General features: G+C 64.0%; 19 protein-coding genes. 12 read left to right on the plus strand and 7 right to left on the minus strand.

All coding sequences use genetic code 11. From position 1 onward, the window contains the following. Nucleotides 1-29 precede the first annotated feature (29 nt). Nucleotides 30-1,214 (plus strand): trans-sulfuration enzyme family protein, encoded by a 1,185-nt coding sequence (locus tag OCX61_RS06290; RefSeq protein WP_261943046.1) that lies wholly within the window; start codon nucleotides 30-32, stop codon nucleotides 1,212-1,214. A gap of 104 nt (nucleotides 1,215-1,318) precedes the next feature. On the opposite strand, the gene OCX61_RS06295 is transcribed toward OCX61_RS06290, so the two are convergent. Next, nucleotides 1,319-1,555, minus strand: a complete 237-nt coding sequence (locus OCX61_RS06295) for an HP1242/YdcH family protein (protein WP_027918648.1) — start codon at nucleotides 1,553-1,555, stop codon at nucleotides 1,319-1,321. A 117-nt stretch (nucleotides 1,556-1,672) separates the two neighbouring features. On the opposite strand from OCX61_RS06295, the gene OCX61_RS06300 reads away from it, so the two are divergent. From OCX61_RS06300 to OCX61_RS06320, 5 genes are all read left to right on the plus strand, one after another. Then, nucleotides 1,673-2,038, plus strand: a complete 366-nt coding sequence (locus OCX61_RS06300; protein ID WP_261943047.1) for a 5-carboxymethyl-2-hydroxymuconate Delta-isomerase — start codon at nucleotides 1,673-1,675, stop codon at nucleotides 2,036-2,038. Nucleotides 2,039-2,203: 165 nt separating this feature from the next. Further along, nucleotides 2,204-3,841, plus strand: a complete 1,638-nt coding sequence (locus OCX61_RS06305) for a phosphoethanolamine transferase (protein ID WP_261943048.1) — start codon at nucleotides 2,204-2,206, stop codon at nucleotides 3,839-3,841. A gap of 89 nt (nucleotides 3,842-3,930) precedes the next feature. Further along, nucleotides 3,931-5,064, plus strand: coding sequence for a ribonuclease D (gene rnd, locus OCX61_RS06310; RefSeq protein WP_261943049.1), 1,134 nt, complete (start codon nucleotides 3,931-3,933; stop codon nucleotides 5,062-5,064). Continuing rightward, nucleotides 5,061-5,354, plus strand: coding sequence for a YcgL domain-containing protein (locus OCX61_RS06315; RefSeq protein ID WP_261943050.1), 294 nt, complete (start codon nucleotides 5,061-5,063; stop codon nucleotides 5,352-5,354). Before rnd ends, OCX61_RS06315 begins: the two co-directional genes overlap by 4 nt. Before the next feature lie 2 nt (nucleotides 5,355-5,356). Then, entirely contained in the window at nucleotides 5,357-6,289 is a 933-nt protein-coding gene (locus OCX61_RS06320) for a D-2-hydroxyacid dehydrogenase (protein ID WP_261943051.1), read from the plus strand. A gap of 160 nt (nucleotides 6,290-6,449) precedes the next feature. Here OCX61_RS06320 and OCX61_RS06325 read toward each other — a convergent pair whose 3' ends face one another. After that, entirely contained in the window at nucleotides 6,450-7,043 is a 594-nt protein-coding gene (locus OCX61_RS06325; protein ID WP_261943052.1) for a nitroreductase family protein, read from the minus strand. Between the two features lie 146 nt (nucleotides 7,044-7,189). Here OCX61_RS06325 and OCX61_RS06330 point away from each other — a divergent pair, with 146 nt between their 5' ends. After that, the gene (locus OCX61_RS06330; protein ID WP_060510309.1) at nucleotides 7,190-7,639 is read left to right on the plus strand and encodes a YcgN family cysteine cluster protein; all 450 of its coding nucleotides are present in this window, start codon (nucleotides 7,190-7,192) and stop codon (nucleotides 7,637-7,639) included. A gap of 39 nt (nucleotides 7,640-7,678) precedes the next feature. Continuing rightward, on the plus strand, nucleotides 7,679-8,887 hold the full coding sequence (locus tag OCX61_RS06335) for a hypothetical protein (protein WP_261943053.1): 1,209 nt from the start codon (nucleotides 7,679-7,681) through the stop codon (nucleotides 8,885-8,887). 59 nt (nucleotides 8,888-8,946) lie between these two features. Here OCX61_RS06335 and OCX61_RS06340 read toward each other — a convergent pair whose 3' ends face one another. From OCX61_RS06340 to OCX61_RS06350, 3 genes are all read right to left on the minus strand, one after another. Then, nucleotides 8,947-9,288 carry a DUF2892 domain-containing protein gene (locus tag OCX61_RS06340; RefSeq protein WP_261943054.1) on the minus strand — a complete coding sequence of 114 codons (342 nt, stop codon included), beginning with the start codon at nucleotides 9,286-9,288 and terminating at the stop codon, nucleotides 8,947-8,949. A 367-nt stretch (nucleotides 9,289-9,655) separates the two neighbouring features. Next, nucleotides 9,656-10,126, minus strand: a complete 471-nt coding sequence (locus OCX61_RS06345; RefSeq protein ID WP_046856681.1) for an RNA methyltransferase — start codon at nucleotides 10,124-10,126, stop codon at nucleotides 9,656-9,658. A 74-nt stretch (nucleotides 10,127-10,200) separates the two neighbouring features. Further along, the gene (locus OCX61_RS06350) at nucleotides 10,201-10,572 is read right to left on the minus strand and encodes a YajD family HNH nuclease (RefSeq protein WP_023381762.1); all 372 of its coding nucleotides are present in this window, start codon (nucleotides 10,570-10,572) and stop codon (nucleotides 10,201-10,203) included. 132 nt (nucleotides 10,573-10,704) lie between these two features. Between OCX61_RS06350 and OCX61_RS06355 the strand changes: the two genes are divergently transcribed. Then, nucleotides 10,705-10,983 carry a hypothetical protein gene (locus OCX61_RS06355; RefSeq protein ID WP_261943055.1) on the plus strand — a complete coding sequence of 93 codons (279 nt, stop codon included), beginning with the start codon at nucleotides 10,705-10,707 and terminating at the stop codon, nucleotides 10,981-10,983. 319 nt (nucleotides 10,984-11,302) lie between these two features. Here the strand turns inward: OCX61_RS06355 and OCX61_RS06360 are convergent, their stop codons facing one another. Further along, nucleotides 11,303-13,345, minus strand: a complete 2,043-nt coding sequence (locus OCX61_RS06360; protein ID WP_261943056.1) for a S9 family peptidase — start codon at nucleotides 13,343-13,345, stop codon at nucleotides 11,303-11,305. A 91-nt stretch (nucleotides 13,346-13,436) separates the two neighbouring features. On the opposite strand from OCX61_RS06360, the gene OCX61_RS06365 reads away from it, so the two are divergent. Genes OCX61_RS06365 through OCX61_RS06375 form a run of 3 tightly spaced genes read left to right on the plus strand, consistent with a single transcriptional unit; the run spans nucleotide 13,437 to nucleotide 15,259 of the window. Further along, entirely contained in the window at nucleotides 13,437-13,937 is a 501-nt protein-coding gene (locus OCX61_RS06365; protein ID WP_261943057.1) for an MFS transporter, read from the plus strand. Between the two features lie 14 nt (nucleotides 13,938-13,951). Continuing rightward, nucleotides 13,952-14,725 (plus strand): class II glutamine amidotransferase, encoded by a 774-nt coding sequence (locus OCX61_RS06370; protein ID WP_261943058.1) that lies wholly within the window; start codon nucleotides 13,952-13,954, stop codon nucleotides 14,723-14,725. Nucleotides 14,726-14,734: 9 nt separating this feature from the next. Beyond that, a complete protein-coding gene (locus tag OCX61_RS06375) occupies nucleotides 14,735-15,259 on the plus strand; it encodes a DUF2937 family protein (RefSeq protein WP_261943059.1) in 525 nt (174 codons plus the stop codon). Nucleotides 15,260-15,544: 285 nt separating this feature from the next. Here OCX61_RS06375 and OCX61_RS06380 read toward each other — a convergent pair whose 3' ends face one another. After that, complete coding sequence (locus OCX61_RS06380; RefSeq protein WP_261943060.1) at nucleotides 15,545-16,459, minus strand: LysR family transcriptional regulator; 915 nt, start codon at nucleotides 16,457-16,459, stop codon at nucleotides 15,545-15,547. Nucleotides 16,460-16,544: the final 85 nt, after the last annotated feature.

The following is a 16,544-nucleotide window of genomic DNA, read 5'->3' on the forward strand; positions in this document are numbered from 1 at the left end:
TGCCATAGTTGCAGGCTTGAATCCTGCCAATGGGCCCGACCATGTCCGAAAAGCCGCGTAATTTCGCCACCCGTACCATCCACGCCGGCGAGCAGTTCAGCGTTGCCGATAACGCTATCTTTCCGCCCATCTACACCGCCAGTTCCTATATCAAGCGCAGCCTTGACGATAACCCTGAGTATGCCTACAGCCGCGTCGGAAACCCGACCCGGCATGCCTACGAAAGCTGTGTTGCCGCGCTGGAGGAGGGGGTGGGTGCGGTGGCCTGTGCTTCTGGTGTGAATGCCACCGCCACGGTGCTGGAACTGCTGTCAAAGGACGCCCACGTGGTGGTGATGAATGGTGTTTATGGTGGCACCTTCCGCATCCTCGAAGACTACCGCGGGCGTACCTCGGGCCTTACCACCACGTATGTCGACCTCAATGACATCGCAGCGGTGGCGGCAGCGATCAAGCCAGAGACCCAGCTGATCTGGATCGAGTCACCGACCAACCCGTTGCTGCACCTGGTGGACATCAAGGCGGTCTGCGACCTGGCCCGTGCCCGCGGCATCCTCACCTGCATCGACAACACCTTCTGCTCGCCGTGGAACCAGCGGCCGATCACCCTCGGCGTGGATCTGGTGATGCACTCGGCGAGCAAGTACATCGGCGGCCATTCGGATCTCACCGGCGGCGTGGTAGTGGCCGCCAACGACGACCTGCTGGCGCGCCTGCGCAAGATCAGCATGGCGGTCGGGGCGATCCAGGGGCCCTTCGATTGCTACCTGGCCCTGCGCGGGTTGAAGACCCTGGATGTGCGCATGGAGCGCCAATGCGCCAACGCGCTGCAAGTGGCGCGCTTCCTTGAAGGCCACCCGCAGGTCGAGCAGGTGTTTTACCCGGGCCTGGAAAGCCATCCGCAACATGAACTGTGCAAGCGCCAGATGCGTGCAGGTGGGGCAGTGGTGGCGATGAAGGTCAAGGGTGCCGACCGCGCCGCGCTCAACCGCCTGGTCGAGGCCTTGCAGATCTTCGTGCTGGCCGACTCGCTGGGTGGGGTGGAGAGCATGATCAACCACTCCTGGAGCATGTCGCACAACTCGTTGAGCCCGGCGCAGAAGGGCGAGATGGGGATCAGCGAGAATTTGCTGCGTTTGTCGGTGGGGATCGAAGATTACCGCGACCTGATCGAAGATCTGGACGCGGCGTTGAAGGCTTCGGCTGCGGTGTAAGGGCTGCTGTCCTTTCGCGGCTGAAGCCGCTCCTACAGGTTATGCGCAGATCCTGTAGGAGCGGCTTTAGCCGCGAAGAGGCCGATAAATTCAATTAAGGGTTGTCAGGCCTTGGGCGGATGGATGATCCGTTCGATCTTGTCCTTGAGCAGCAGCCTTTCCTTGCGCAGGCGGTTGACCGCCTCGTCGTTGGTGCCATTGGCCTCGGCGGCCAGCACTTCCTTGTCCTTGGTGTTGTATTCCTTGTGCAGCTTGTGAAGGTCCTGATCCTTGTCAATGAGTGCCTGGAATGCGTCAGCGGTAATGTGCAGGTCAGCGAGCAGATCATGCGGAACTGGCATTTCTTCACCTCTGTCAGGGTTGTCGGTAAGGTCCTGACCTTTGAGGATAGCCGCCTTTGCGCAGGTGGGGGACTGGGGTAGGCTGTCGCATCCTTACCTGTGCCTGGAACCTGCGCCATGCCTCATCTGAACCTGGAATACAGCGACAACCTGTGTGATCTGAATGTCGATGTCCTGCTGCTGCGCCTGAACCACGCCCTGGTCGGCAGTGGCCAGTTCGCCGACGAGGCCGACATCAAGAGCCGGGCCCAGGCCTTCAAGCAGTACCGGGTGGGTACCGCGCCAGGTGAGCGGGCCTTCGCCCATGTGCGCCTGGCGATACTCAGTGGCCGCTCGCCAGAAGTGAAGCAGCAGTTGTCCGGCAGCTTGCTCGAGGTGCTGCGCGACGCCATCCCGGCCCAGGCCGGCGTGGACATCCAGCTGTGCGTCGAAGTGCTCGACATCGACCGCGAACCCTATGCCAAACAGCGCCTGCCCGGCTGAACGGCTGCTGAATGAAGTTAATTTAATGTAAAAAAATGCATCGGCTTACGAATTTGTTACCGTCTTTTTCACGAAAAATTGATGGTGCGCTTTCTAGAGTTCCGCGACTTTCCCACGGAGCCATCAGGCCTGGGGGTTGATAATTACTCTTGATTGCGAATGCCGATGCTCAATTTCAAATCCCTGCGGACTGAATGGGTCACGCTGTTGGCCAGCGTTTACCTGCTGGTCGGTCTCAACATGTTCCTCTGGCAGCACCTTCAAGAGGTGGTGCCCGCTGGTTTGTCGGGGCTTTGGCTGAGTCTGGCATTCGCCGTACTGATGTTGTTCGCGTTCAACCTGGTGTTGACGCTGTTCGCCTTCCGTTATGTATTGAAACCGCTATTGATCGTGTTGTTCGTAAGTGGTGCGAGTGCCGCTTACTTCATGAACCAGTACGGCGTACTCATTGATGCCGGCATGTTCCGCAACATGGCCGAAACCAATGTTGCGGAAGTGCGCGATCTGATGTCGTTCAAGTTCGCGGCTTATATTCTGCTGCTTGGCGTATTGCCGTCGGTGCTGCTGTGGAAAGCGCAGATCGCCTACCGCCCGTGGCACCGCGAACTGCTGGGCAAGCTGGTGGTCAGCGGTGCCTGCGTGGTGGCCCTGGGCTCGGTGGCCCTGGTCAATTACCAAGGGCTGTCGTCGTTGTTTCGCAACCACCACGAACTGCGCCTGATGCTCACCCCGAGCAACGTCGTCGGCGCGACCATCGGTTATGTCAACGAGCGCGTCGGTACCGCCGCGCGACCCTTCCAGAATTATGGCGAAGATGCCAAGCGCGATATCGCCTGGCAGAAGCACGAGCGCAAATCGCTGACCGTGCTGGTGGTGGGTGAAAGTGCGCGGGCCGATCACTTCGGCGTGCTGGGCTATGACCGTGATACGACCCCGAACCTGGCCAGGCAGCAGGGCCTGCTGAGCTTCTCCGATGTGCATTCCTGCGGTACTGAAACCGCCGTTTCGGTGCCGTGCATGTTCTCCGGCATGAAGCGCAAGGAATACGACGCCCGTGTGGCGAAGAACCGCGAAGGGCTGCTGGACATCCTCCAGCGTGCCGGCCTGGCCGTGCAGTGGCGCGACAACCAGTCGGGTTGCAAAGGCACCTGCGACCGCGTGCAGTTCATCGATGTCAGCAACCTCAAGGACCCGCAGCTGTGCGCCAGCGGTGAATGCCATGACGAAATCCTCCTGCAAGGCCTGGGCGAGCTGATCGACAACCTCGACAAGGACACCGTGCTGGTGCTGCACCAGATGGGCAGCCACGGCCCCGAGTACTTCAAGCGCTACCCCGAAGGGAGCGAGCGCTTCATCCCGGTGTGCCAGAGCAATGCGCTGAACCAGTGCAGCGAGCAGGAAATCATCAACGGCTACGACAACACCCTGGCCTACACTGACAAGGTATTGTCCTCGCTGATCGACACCCTGCGCAGCAAGCAGGACAAGGTCGACACGGCGATGATCTACCTGTCCGACCATGGCGAGTCGCTGGGCGAGTACAACCTGTTCCTGCACGGCACGCCTTATGCCATCGCCCCCGAGCAGCAGAAGCACGTGCCGCTGCTGACCTGGTTCTCCGACAGCTACAAGGCGGATTTCGGCATCGACACCGACTGCCTGGCCAAGCTCAGCGATGCACCGCTGTCGCAGGACAACCTGTTCCACTCGATGCTGGGCCTGCTGCAGGTGCACACCGAGGTCTACCAGCAGTCGCTGGACATGTTTGCCAGTTGCCGGCCGTGGTTGACTGCCCAGCGCTGAGGCCGTTCATCTAATCCAGGGATGGCGCAGGTTTCACCAGCAGGGCCCGCGCCGTATATACTGCGCGCCAATGTTTGTGGGAGAGCCTTGTGGCCATCGAAATTCACTGGATCCGTGACGACCAGACCCTGGCCGAATACTGCCGCACGTGGCGCGAACTACCCTTCGTGGCGCTCGACACCGAATTCATGCGGGTCGACACCTTCTACCCGAAAGCCGGCCTGGTCCAGGTGGGTGACGGGCAGCGGGCTTTCCTCATCGACCCGCTGCTGATCGGCGACTGGCAGCCGCTGGGCGAACTGCTCGACGACAGCAGCGTGGTCAAGGTGCTGCACGCCTGCAGCGAAGACCTCGAAGTACTGCTGCGCCTGACCGGCAAGCTGCCGCAACCGTTGTTCGACACCCAGTTGGCCGCCGGCTACCTGAACCTGGGCTTCTCCATGGGCTATTCGCGCCTGGTACAGGAAGTGCTGGGCATCGAGCTGCCTAAGGGCGAAACCCGTTCCGACTGGCTGCAGCGCCCGCTGTCGGAAACCCAGGTCAGCTACGCCGCCGAAGATGCCGTGCACCTGGCCGAACTGTTCGAAGCCTTGCGGCCACGCCTGGCCGGCGACAAGTACGCCTGGGTGCTCGAGGACGGTGCCGAGCTGGTCGCCGCGCTGCGCCGTGAAGTCGAACCCGAGACCTTGTATCGCGACGTCAAGCTCGCCTGGAAGCTGGGCCGCCAGCAGCTGGCGGTGCTGCGCGAACTGTGCGCCTGGCGCGAGCGAGAAGCCCGTAGCCGTGATGTGCCGCGCAACCGCATCCTCAAGGAACACTCGCTGTGGCCCATCGCCAAGAGCCAGCCGGATAACCTTTCGGCCCTGGCCAAGATCGAAGAAATGCACCCGCGCACCATCCGCCAGGACGGCGCCGCCTTGCTCGAGCTGATCAAGCGCGCCGCCAGCCTGCCGTCCGAGCAATGGCCGCAGCCGCTGCCTGAGCCGCTGCCGATCGAAGCCGCCGGCATCCTCAAGCGCCTGCGCGCCATCGGCCAGGCCGAAGGCGAACGTCTGGGCATCGCCCCAGAACTGATGCTGCGCAAGAAAGCCCTGGAAGCCCTGCTCAAGAGCGGCTACCCCAACGGCCCCTACCAACTGCCCGATTCGCTGCGCGGCTGGCGCCGTGAGCGGATGGGCCAGGCCCTGCTGGACGACCTCGCAGGCGCCGGAGACAAGCCATGAAACGTATCTGCTCGATCTACAAGAGCCCACGCAAGAACGAGATGTACCTCTACGTGCTCAAGGCCGATGGCCTGGAGCGCGTGCCCGAAGGCCTGCTGCCGTTCTTCGGTACCCCGAAGCATGCCTTCGACCTGGTGTTGACCCCGGAGCGCCAACTGGCCCGCGAGGACATCACCAAGGTGCTGGAAAACCTCGATAGCCAGGGTTATCACTTGCAGATGCCACCGGCCGAGGACGAGTACATCGAGCACTTGCCTGAAGAGCTGCTGCGCCGTAACGACCCGGTCTGATCATGCGTGTACTGATTGCTGAGCATGATCATGCTCGATACACCGAGCTATTGCGTGAAGCTGCACCGCAGCTGGAAATCCTGACCAGCGGCGACTCCGCCGAACTGGCCCGCCAGGCACCGCACTGCCCGGTCTGGCTGGGTCAGCCGGACCTGCTGGCGAGCCTGCTGCGCCAGGGCCACAAGCCGCAGTGGATACAATCGACCTGGGCCGGCATCACGCCGTTGCTGGCCGAGGGCCTGCCGCGTGACTACCGCCTGACCCGCGCCGTGGGCATCTTTGGCCAGGTGATGGCCGAGTACATGCTGACCTACATGCTTGGCCACGAGCGCGAAGTGCTGTCCCGCCTGGTCAGCCAGGTCGAGCGACGCTGGGATGCCCGCCCGGGGCGCAGCCTGGAAGGGCGCAAGGTGCTGATCGTCGGCACCGGAGATATCGGCCAGCGCGTGGCCGAGTTCCTCGTGCCGTTTGGCGTAAGCCTTTACGGTATCGCCAGCAGTGCCCGCGAGCAGGCGCCGTTCGTCGAGGTGGCAGGGCTGGCGGATTTGCCGCGCCTGGTCGGGCAGGTGGATTACGTGCTCAACCTGCTGCCGGACACGCCGGCAACCCATGACTTGTATGACGCGGCGCTATTGCGCTGTTTCCAGCCCACGGCGCTGTTCATCAATGCCGGGCGCGGTGCGGCGGTGGTCGATGCCGACCTGGTCGAGGCGTTGAAGGAGGGGCATCTGGCCGGGGCGGTGATCGACGTGTGCCGGCAGGAGCCGCTGCCGCAACGTCATCCGTTCTGGACCGCCTGGGGGTTGCTGTTGACCGGGCACAGCTCGGCGCCGACCTCGCCGGCGGCGATGGTGCGGTTGTTTGCCGAGAATGTGCGGGCGTATGCAGAAGGGCAGGGGTTGCGCGGCGAAGTCGACTTCGCCCGGGGCTACTGATCGCTGTCTCCTGTACTGGCCCCTTCGCGGCGGTTCGACGCCTCGATAAACCCGCTCCCACAGGATCAGCACAGCTTCTGAATGCTGTGCAGTCCCTGTGGGAGCGGGTTTATCGAGGCGTCGAACCGCCGCGAAGGGGCCAGTACAAGCAACACATGGCTTACAGGCTGAAATCGCCCTCAGCCGCCAACTCGCTCAGCGGCCGGCGCGGGCTCGGCACTTCACGGGCCTGCAGCGCTTCGTCCAGGCTGGCCTTGTCGCCCAGCTTGCCGATCGCCACCATGGCATGCAGCTCATAGCCTTGCGGAATCTTCAGTTCCTGGCGCGCCAGTGCCTGGTCGAAGCCGGCCATGCCGTGGGTGTGCCAGCCGCTGATGCTGGCCTGCAGCGCCAGGTGGCCCCAGGCGGAACCGGTGTCGAAGGTGTGCCACAGCGCGGGCTTTTCTTCGCTGGCGCCCGGCGCGGCGAAGGTGGTCTTGGAAATGATCAGCACCAGCGCCGATGCCTGCTGGGCCCAGCTGCGGTTGAAAGGCACCAGCAGGCTCAGGTAACGCTCCCAGTTCGGCGTGTCGCGGCGTGCATAAAGGAAGCGCCAAGGCTGCGAGTTGTAGGCCGACGGCGCCCAGCGTGCCGCTTCGAGGAAGCTCAGCAGGGTCTCTTCGCTGATTGGTTCGGCCGTGAAGGCGCGTGGTGACCAGCGGTTGATGAACTGTTCGTTGATGGCGTAATCGGCAATACGGGGGGTGGCACTCATGGCTGCTCCTGCAAGTGGATGGCAAAGCATGCACGCTACTGCGTCCACCTGGCACTGACAAGCGGTCTGGCGTTGCCGAAGGCCAGGCTCTAGACTGGCGCCGCCGCGCGCCGCGGCCTGAAAGATGACTGCAGGAAACCCGTGTGATGATCGCTGACAGCGCGCCGTTCTGGCGGCGCAAGACCCTCGAACAACTCAGCCCGCAAGAGTGGGAGTCGCTGTGTGACGGCTGCGGCCTGTGCTGCCTGCAAAAGCTCGAGGACGAAGACGACAACAGCGTCTATTACACGCGCATCGCCTGCAAGCTGCTGGACCTTGATACCTGCCAGTGCAGCGATTACCCCAACCGCTTCGCCCATGTGCCGGACTGCATTCAGCTCACCCCGGGCAAGGCCGACCAGTTCAAATGGCTGCCGAGCACCTGTGGTTACCGCCTGGTCAGCGAGGGCAAGGACCTGCCCGAGTGGCACCATCTGGTCTGCGGTGACCGCAAGCAGGTGCATGAACAGCGCATTTCGCAATCGGGGCGTATGCTCAGTGAACATGATGTGGACGAAGACGACTGGGAAGACCATCTGATTTTCCGCGCCAGCTGAACGGCGCCCCGTCGCCTCTGAGGAACAAGGAGTTTCGGTATGCGTTGCCAGTGGTTGTTGCTCCTCGGCCTTGTGGCCTGTTTGCCGGCCTGGGCGAAAAAAGTCGACCTTGATTACCAGGTGCGCCTGTTGCCTGCCAACGGTCAGGCCGAAGTGCGCCTGACCTTGGCTGAAGGCAGTGCCGTGCGCAGCCTGGATTTCGACCTGGGCAAGGCCGGCGCCTACAGTGGCTTCCAGGCCGATGGCCAATGGCAACAGCAGGGCGAACGCGGCGTATGGCACCCGGCGGCGGGCAAGACCAGCCTCAGCTACCGGGTCAAGCTGGACCAGAAACTGCGCAGCGGTGCTTACTCCACACGCATCACCCCGCACTGGGCGCTGTTCCTGGGGGATCAGCTGGTGCCGCCGGCACGTCTTGATCAGCAGGACGGTACCGAGCTGGTGGCACGTTTGACGGTCGACTTGCCTGAAGGCTGGAAGAGCATCGAAACGTCCTGGCCACGCATCGGCAAGGACAAGTTCCGTATCGACAACGTCTCCCGCCTGTTCGACCGCCCGACCGGCTGGATGCTTGCGGGCGATCTTGGCAGCCGCCGTGCCCGCCTCGGCGAGACCGACATTACCGTGGCCGCGCCCGTGGGGCAGGGCATGCGGCGGATGGACAGCATGACCCTGCTGACCTTCGTCTGGCCGCAACTGCAGGCAGTGTTCCCGCGCAACCCGGCCAAACTGCTGCTGGTGGGCGCCCGTGATGGCATGTGGCGCGGGGCAATGGCGGCGGACGCTTCGATCTACCTGCACAGCAGCCGGCCGATGGTCAGCGAGAATGGCAGCAGCCCGCTGTTGCGCGAGCTGGTGCAGCTGTTTGCGCAGGTTCGAGTACGCGACAACAGCGACTGGCTGGGCCAGGGCCTGACCGAGTACTACGCCACCGAGTTGCTGCGCCGTGCCGGAGGCATCAGCGACGACCGCTACGAGGTGTGGCAGGCGCGCCTGCAGAAGCTGGGCGGCAAGGTCACCCAGCTGCGCGCCGAGCACGCCAGCCCGGCGCAGGTGGCCCGAGGGGTGATGTTGTTGCAGTCGCTGGACAAGGAGATCCGCATCCATACCCAGGCCAAGCGTTCGCTGGACGACGTGACCCGGGCGCTGATGCGCCTGCCCAGCGTGAGTACCGAAGAGTTCGTGCAGATCAGCGAGAACGTGTTGGGTCGCCAGTCCGACGTGCTGCAGAGCAAGGCCCTGCGCTAGCCTGCACCGGCCTCTTCGCGTCGAACCGCCGCGAAGAGGCCAGTGCAGGCAGAGCAGATTCAACTGCCGGTCAATGGGTCCTTCCCGGTCACCGTCACCCCGCGGGTAGCCGCCTCGGCACTGGCCCTGAGCCCTTCCAGCTCCGCCGCACTGCGCTGTATGTCCGAACGCAAGCGGTGATACTCCTGCCGATGCCGCAGCCACCAGGCCTTGGTCGAGCACTGCCCGCTGACCCCGCGGGCCACCGCCAGGCCGCCCGCCACCATCTGCAACAGGCCGATCAGGCCGCCGCGGCGCAGCCCCTTGCTGAACATCAGTGCCCCGCCAGCCAGTGAGCCGACGCGTTCCAGGCCATGGACATTGTGCTCCCGCGACCGCGGGGTGGAATGGATATCGAGCATGGCAAGTCCTCCTTGTGGAATGTAAGCAGCTGACCCGTTGCCTGGCGTGGCCGTTCAGTCGGTAGGTCGAGCGGTCCATTCTTGCCGGTAGGGTTCTGCCATGCGGTTTTGCCTGGGGCGAGGTCTGGTCTGCTCAACTGCTTGGCATCGGCAGGCAACTGAAGCGGGCTGCCGCAGGATCAAGCTGGCCTCGCCGCCTGGGCGCAACGGTCGGCAAGTCGCGTTTCGAGCAGGTCAAGTCGCACCTGGAATACGCTGCCGAGCAGAAACTCAGCATTGTTCAGGGGTGAGACGAGCAAGACCGGTGCTGTTCTGACGGAGCTCAGCACCTGGCCGTCCTTGTACCTTGGGTGCAAGGACGGCCTTTTTATTTGAACTTGGGGCCCGAACGGGTATTCAGCCCCTTGGCCATGCGGTCATACAGCACCACGTTCACCGTCGCCGCCAGATTCATGCAGCCTTGGGTGGGGATATAGATGGTTTCCTCGCACCAGCCGCGCACGTCCTCGCTCAACGAGCCATCCTCGGGCCCGAAGATATAGATCGCCCGGTCCGGGTGGGTGTATTCAGGCAGCGGCCGTGCACCGTCGACCAGCTCCACCGCCACTGGCGTGCAACCCAGGGGAATGATGCGTTGCAGGTCGTCGATGCCGATCAGCGGAATGTCGTAGTGCACCCGCTTGGTGTCGGTGACGAAGTCACGTGCGCGCTCATAGCGCTTGCCGGTGTAGAACACCGAGTTGACGCCGTAGCAACCCGCTGCGCGCATCACCGAACCGACGTTCTCCGCAGACTTGGGGTTGAACAGGCCGATGCAGCTGTACCGTTTGTTTGCCACGTGCCGGGGCCCTTCGCGAAAAAAAGAGCGCGATTATACGGGCTTGCCGGCAGCAGCGGGTGTTGCAGTGACAGTCAGTCCTTTTTCAGCATGCCCGCCAGCCCGGCGAACGGGTTGTGGGTGGCCTTGGCGATGCTCGGGGTGCTGGTCGAGCCTTCGCTGAAGTACTGCTGGTCGGTGTAGCGCGAGTGTTCGTTGTCGTGGCAGTACAGGCACAGCAGCTCCCAGTTGGAGCCGTCCTGGGGGTTGTTGTCGTGGTTGTGGTCACGGTGGTGCACGGTCAGCTCGCTCAGGCGCTTGCCAGAGAACTCGCGGGCGCAGCGGCCGCACACGTGCGGGTACATTTTCAGGGCTTTGTCGCGGTAGCCCATCTCCTTGTCGCGCTTGGCGTCGGCGAGGATGCGGTCGAGGCGGGCGGTGGCGGCGGAGGTGGAAGCCGAACTCATGGTGTTTCCTTTGTTCTGATCAGGCAGATGACGGTTATGCCATTGAGTCTAGCGCGCTTGCGGGGCAGGCGGACAGGCGAAAACTTGAATATCGGCGTAGCCTGTAGAGAGGTTCCCGACAGGAGGTTGCTGATGTTCCACGCGATCCTCGCCGCGCTGCTTGTAGCCGCCGTGCCCCTGGCCGACGCGGCGGGCACGCCACCCCGGCTGAACACCCCGGTACCCGGTGCACCCGGCACGCCGACGCCCACGCCTTACCCGCAGATTACCCCGAGCACGCCGCCCAAGGCCTACGACAGTACACCGGGCGCGCCGCTGCTGCCGCCGATGCCGGTGCCAGGGCCGCCCAAGGACCAGGATTTGCCTGGTTTGCATCAGGAACCGGCGAAACCTCCAGCGCAGGATGATTAAGAGAAGATGGCTTCGGGGCCGCAAGACGTCTGACGCAGTATTTTCTGCGCCTGTGAAACCGAGCGCCGCCCGCGCGGCGCATCGCGAGCTGCGCTCGCTCCTACGTTTGTTTCTGGCCAGTTACGCCTGTGACAGGCGCGCGCGACCGCCTTGTTGGTACAACGCGATATTGCGCCATGCGCCAAGACGTTCGCGCGCAAATCCTTCAGGAATAATTGGCCAGAAACAAACGTAGGAGCGAGCGCAGCTCGCGATGCGCCGCGCGGGCGGCGCTCGATCTCACAGGCGCAGAAACCCTAACGGCGAACCCCCGGAAGATTCACTCCACCCCCAACTCCCCAAACACGAACGCATACTCCAGCGCCACATCGCGCAGCCCCTGGTACCGCCCGCTCATCCCGCCATGCCCGGCGCCCATTTCGGTCTTGAGCAGCAGCAGGTTGTCGTCGGTCTTGCGCGTGCGCAAACGGGCCACCCACTTGGCTGCCTCCCAGTACTGCACGCGGCTGTCGTTGTAGCCGGCGACCACCAGCATCGCCGGGTAGGCCTGGGCGCTGACGTTCTCATAGGGCGCATAGGCCTTGATGCGTGCGTATACCTCGAGCTCCTCGGGGTTGCCCCACTCGTCGTACTCGGTGACGGTCAGCGGCAGCTCGGGGTCGAGCATGGTGTTGAGCACGTCGACGAACGGGACCTCGGCGATGGCGCAGCGGAACAGCTCAGGGCGCAGGTTGAGCACCGCGCCTATAAGCAGGCCGCCGGCGCTGCCGCCGCTGATGGCCAGGCGCTCTGGCGCGGTCACACCCTGGGCGATCAGGTGCTCGGCGCAGGCGATGAAGTCGCTGAAGGTGTTGTGCTTGTGTTCCTGCTTGCCGGCGCGGTACCAGGCTTCACCCAGCTCGCCACCGCCGCGCACGTGGGCAATGGCGAAGGCCACGCCGCGTTGCAGCAGGCTCAGGCGGGCGTGGGAGAACCACGGGTCGAGGCTTTCACCGTAGGCGCCGTAACCGTACAGGTAGAGCGGCACGGTCTTGTTCAGGTCTTCGCGGCGGCGCACCAGGCTGATCGGCACCTGGGTGCCGTCCGGCGCAGTGGCCCAGAGGCGCTGGCTGACGTAGTCGTCGGCGTCGAACTGGCCGAGCACCGGGGTCTGCTTGAGGACTTCCTGGGCGCCTGTGGCCAGCTCCAGCTGGCGAACCTGGGCCGGGCGGTTGAGTGCTTCGTAGCGCAGGCGCACGCGGCGGCTGGTGAACTCCAGGCTGTCCTGCACGTACAGGCTGTAGGCCGCATCGGGCAATTCGACCCGGTAGGGCGCCAGCCCTTGTGGGCGTACTTCGATGATCGGCAGGCCGCCCTCACGCAGGCTCAGGGTCAGCGCGTCGGCATTCAGGCTCAGGCCTTCGAGCATGATGTCGTTGCGGTGCGGCACCAGCACTTGCCACTGGTCGCGGCTTGGCACCGGGGTAGCCGGGGCGTGGTACAGGGCGAAGTTGATGCCATGCTGGTTGCTACGGATGAACCAGCGCCAGTGGCCATCGAGTAGGCCGTGGTCAGGGAAATACTCGTGGCCTTCGACCCGTGCCGCCAGGCAGGTGAACGCCGCCTGTGGCGTTTCGGCGTCGAGCACCCAGGCCTCGCTGGTGGTCTTGCTGTTGAGCAGCAGCACCAGTTGGCGCTCGGAACTGGTGCGGTAGCAGTGCAGGAAGAAACGGCCGTCGGCCTCTTCGAACACGGTGCTGGCGTCAGCCTCGCCCAGGGTGTAACGGCGCAGGCGCCACGGGCGGTGGGTATCGTCCAGCTCGGCGAAGAACAGCGTCTGGCTGTCGTTGGCCCAGGTCATGCTGCCGTCGCAGTCGTCGAAGGGCAGGGTGGTCAGATTGCCGTTGCTCAGGTCCTTGACGTACAGGGTGTAGATCTCGTCGCCGCTGGTGTCGAGGCTGTAGGCCAGCAGGCGGTGATCGGGGCTGACATTGAACGTGCCCAGCGACAGGAACCCGCCGTTGGCCAGGATGTTAGGGTCGAGCAGCAGTTGTTCCTGGCTTTCATCGACCGTGTTGGAGTCGTCCGCCGGGCGCGGGCAGCGGTAGTGGCGCGGGTACTCGTCGCCTGCGGTGGTGCGGGTGTAGTAAAGATATGGGCCCCAAGGCGAGGGCAGCGACAGGTCGGTTTCGAGGATGCGGCCCTTGATCTCTTCGAACAACTGCTCGCGCAGCGGCGCCTGCTCGGCCAGGCAGGCCTCCTGATAGGCGTTTTCCGCCTGCAGGTAATCGAGCACTTGCGGGGTGTCGCGCTGTTGCAGCCAGGCATAGGGATCGGTGGCCTGGTCCTGGCGGGCAATGGGGGGCTGGGGCTTGGTTGGCATCGGGGATCTCTTGACCGGGACAGGGAGACGCTGTCTGCGCCCTGAAAAGTGTTTATCATAGGCATCTCTTTGCCTGGCTTGCACGAACACCATGATCGAGAACGACTACACCTTCGCCTGGGGCCTCTACGCTGTCGCCGCGCTGGGCTGCCTGCTGGTGGGCTTCAAACTCACCGGTTGGATGTGGCGCTGGCTGCGTGAACCCCTGCGGGTGATCCTGGCGGTGCTGCTGCTGACGCCGACCATCGTCGACCCGGTCAAGGACAGCTTCGCCCCGGCGATCGCCATCACCGCCCTGGACCTGGCCTTCAAGGTCGGCAACAACGCCTGGCGGGCGATTTCCGATTTCGCCATGTACGGCATGATCGCCTTCGCCTTGTACCTCGTCTTCGTGCTGATCCGCTGGCCACTGGAAAAGCGCGCCCGCGAGCGCCGCGTGCAGGCCGAAGCCGCCGCCCAGCGCCGTGCGGTCGAGGACAATGCCGTCATGGCTGGCGCGCCAATGGCTGCCGAGCGCCATGACCGTTACCGCGACGACCTGCCCCCTGCCGCACCGAGCGGCGGCCGTGGCCGGGTCGAGCCACGCCTGTAAGCGGAGACACCACCATGTGTGAACTGCTGGGCATGAGTGCCAACGTCCCCACCGACATCGTCTTCAGCTTCACCGGCCTGATGCAGCGTGGCGGGCGTACCGGCCCGCACCGCGACGGCTGGGGCATTGGTTTTTACGAGGGGCGCGGCCTGCGCCTGTTCCAGGACCCGGCCGCGAGCAGCGAGTCGGAAGTCGCCAACCTGGTGCAGCGCTATCCGATCAAGAGCGAAGTGGTGATCGGCCATATTCGCCAGGCCAACGTCGGCCGCGTGTGCCTGTCCAACACGCACCCGTTCGTCCGCGAAATGTGGGGCCGCAACTGGTGCTTCGCGCACAACGGCCAGCTCGGCGACTTCAAGGGTGAAGCGACGTTCTATCGGCCGGTGGGCGATACCGACAGCGAGGCAGCCTTCTGCGACTTGCTCAACCGCATCCGCGCGGCTTTCCCCGAGCCGGTCGAGGTCGAACAGCTGCTGCCGGTGCTGGTCGAGGCCTGTGCCGGGTATCGCAGCAAGGGCGTGTTCAATTGCCTGCTCAGCGACGGCGACTGGCTGTTCTGCTTCTGCTCGACCAAGCTGGTTCACATTACCCGGCGTGCACCGTTTGGTGCTGCCCGCTTGAAGGATGTCGACCTGATCGTCGATTTTCACACCGAAACCACCCCCAATGACGTGGTCACGGTCATCGCCACCGAGGCCTTGACCGAGAACGAGACCTGGCGGCGCTACGAGCCAGGCCAATGGGGCCTGTGGCGGCACGGCGAGTGCGTTGCACAAGGCCAGAGCTAAGGACGCTGCATGTTCAGAAGTTACCTGCGGTTGCTGCTGTTCACCTTCGGCCTGTTGGCCGGTATCCAGGTGCCTGGGCTGGTAAAGGACTACAGCCAGCGGGCCGAGGCGCACCTGTTCGAATCGCGCCAGGCGCTGGATGGTTTCAAGCAGACAGCCGAGCGCTTCTTCAATGGCGATCTGCAGGCCCTGGTGCGGCATTACCGGACCAGTGACGACCCGGTGTTCCTCAGCGATGCCAACAGCATCGAGAGCCTGCTGATTCGCAATCAGCTGCTGGAAGACGAATGGCAGGCGCTGCAAGGGTCGTGGGTGAGCCGCACCTGGCATGTGCTGGTGCAGCCGGATCCACAGCTGCGCGAAGAGACGCTCAAGGGCTACAGCTACCAGATCCTGTTGGTGCCTGAGGCGATTGGCTGGGGCGTCGGGGCCGGCTTTATCCTGGCCTTCGTGATCGAGAGCCTGTTGCTCGGGATCGGCTGGGTGATCCTTGGCGGGCGGCGGCGTGGAGCGGTGAAAGAGAGCTGGCGCTGATTGCTTGGCTTGAGCCTTGCAGCGCCTGTGAGATCGAGCGCCGCCCGCGCGACGCATCGCGAGCTTTGCTCGCTCCTACGTTTGTTTTTGGCCAATACCGCCTGTGGCAGGCGCGCGCGACCGCCTTGTCGGTACGACGCAACATTACGTCATGCGCCAAGGCGTCCGCGCGCAAATCTCCCAGGAATAATTGGCCCGAAACAAACGTAGGAGCGAGCAAAGCTCGCGATGCGCCGCGCGGGCGGCGCTCGATCTCCCAGGCGCAGACAACCTACCGGCGAACACCTACGAAACCAACACTATCCGCTGCCCGCCCACATCCCGCGCATACCGCTCCAGCACCTGCCGGCACACGCCAACTACCTCGTCCACCAACGCCACCCCGGTCTGCCAGGCCACCACCAGCTCCAGGCTCGGAGGTGGCTGCAAGCCTTCCAGCAGCACCAGCTCACCGCGGCTCAACTCTGCATCCACCAACGCCGGTGGCAAGGCGCCAATCCCGAAACCATCACGCAGCAGCCGGGTAATCGCTGCCACCGAGTTCACGCAGTTCAACCGCGGCGCCTCTGCCCCGGCACCCTGCAACAGGCTGAGCACCTCCTGGTGCGGCCGCGAGTTCTTCGAGAAGGTGACAATCCGCTCGCGGCCCAACTCGGCCAGCGAGGCGAAGTCGCGGTGGTACACGGAACCGGCCGCCACCACCCAGCCCATGGGGTAGCGCGCCAGGTCCTGGCTGCGGATCGATTGTTCGCGCAGCAGGTCGGTCTGCAGGATCACGTCCAGGAACCCCTTCTGCAGCTGCTCGCGCAGGTTCAGCGCGGTGTCGGCGACCAGTTCGATCTCCACCTGCGGGTAACGCTCGGTCAGCTCTGCCACCAGTGCGCTCATCCAGGTGTGGATCACTGTGTCCATCACCCCGACGCGAATGCGCCCGACCTTGGCCCGGTCGCTGTCCAGCGATTGCTTCATTGCCTTGGCCGTGTCGAGCATGCGTTCGGCGTACTCCAGCACTTTGCTGCCCTCCGGCGTCAGGCTGACACCGCGGGAGTCGCGCAGCAGCAGTTTCACCCCAAGGTCGGCCTCCAGCGCGGCAATGCGGCTGGACACCGAGGCCTGGGTGGTGAACAGCTTCTCTGCGGTGAGGCGGAAGCTCTTGAGCCGGGCGACCCAGACGAAGGTTTCGAGGAAGCGAAGGTTCATGATCAGTTTTTCTTGTTCCAGACCGGCGGTTTTTCTCGTTGGACTCAGGCGGCACGGGCTCTGAACATGGCACTCAGGCCGCGAC

Origin of the sequence: Pseudomonas sp. LRP2-20 (assembly GCF_024349685.1) — a bacterium.
Taxonomy (GTDB): domain Bacteria; phylum Pseudomonadota; class Gammaproteobacteria; order Pseudomonadales; family Pseudomonadaceae; genus Aquipseudomonas.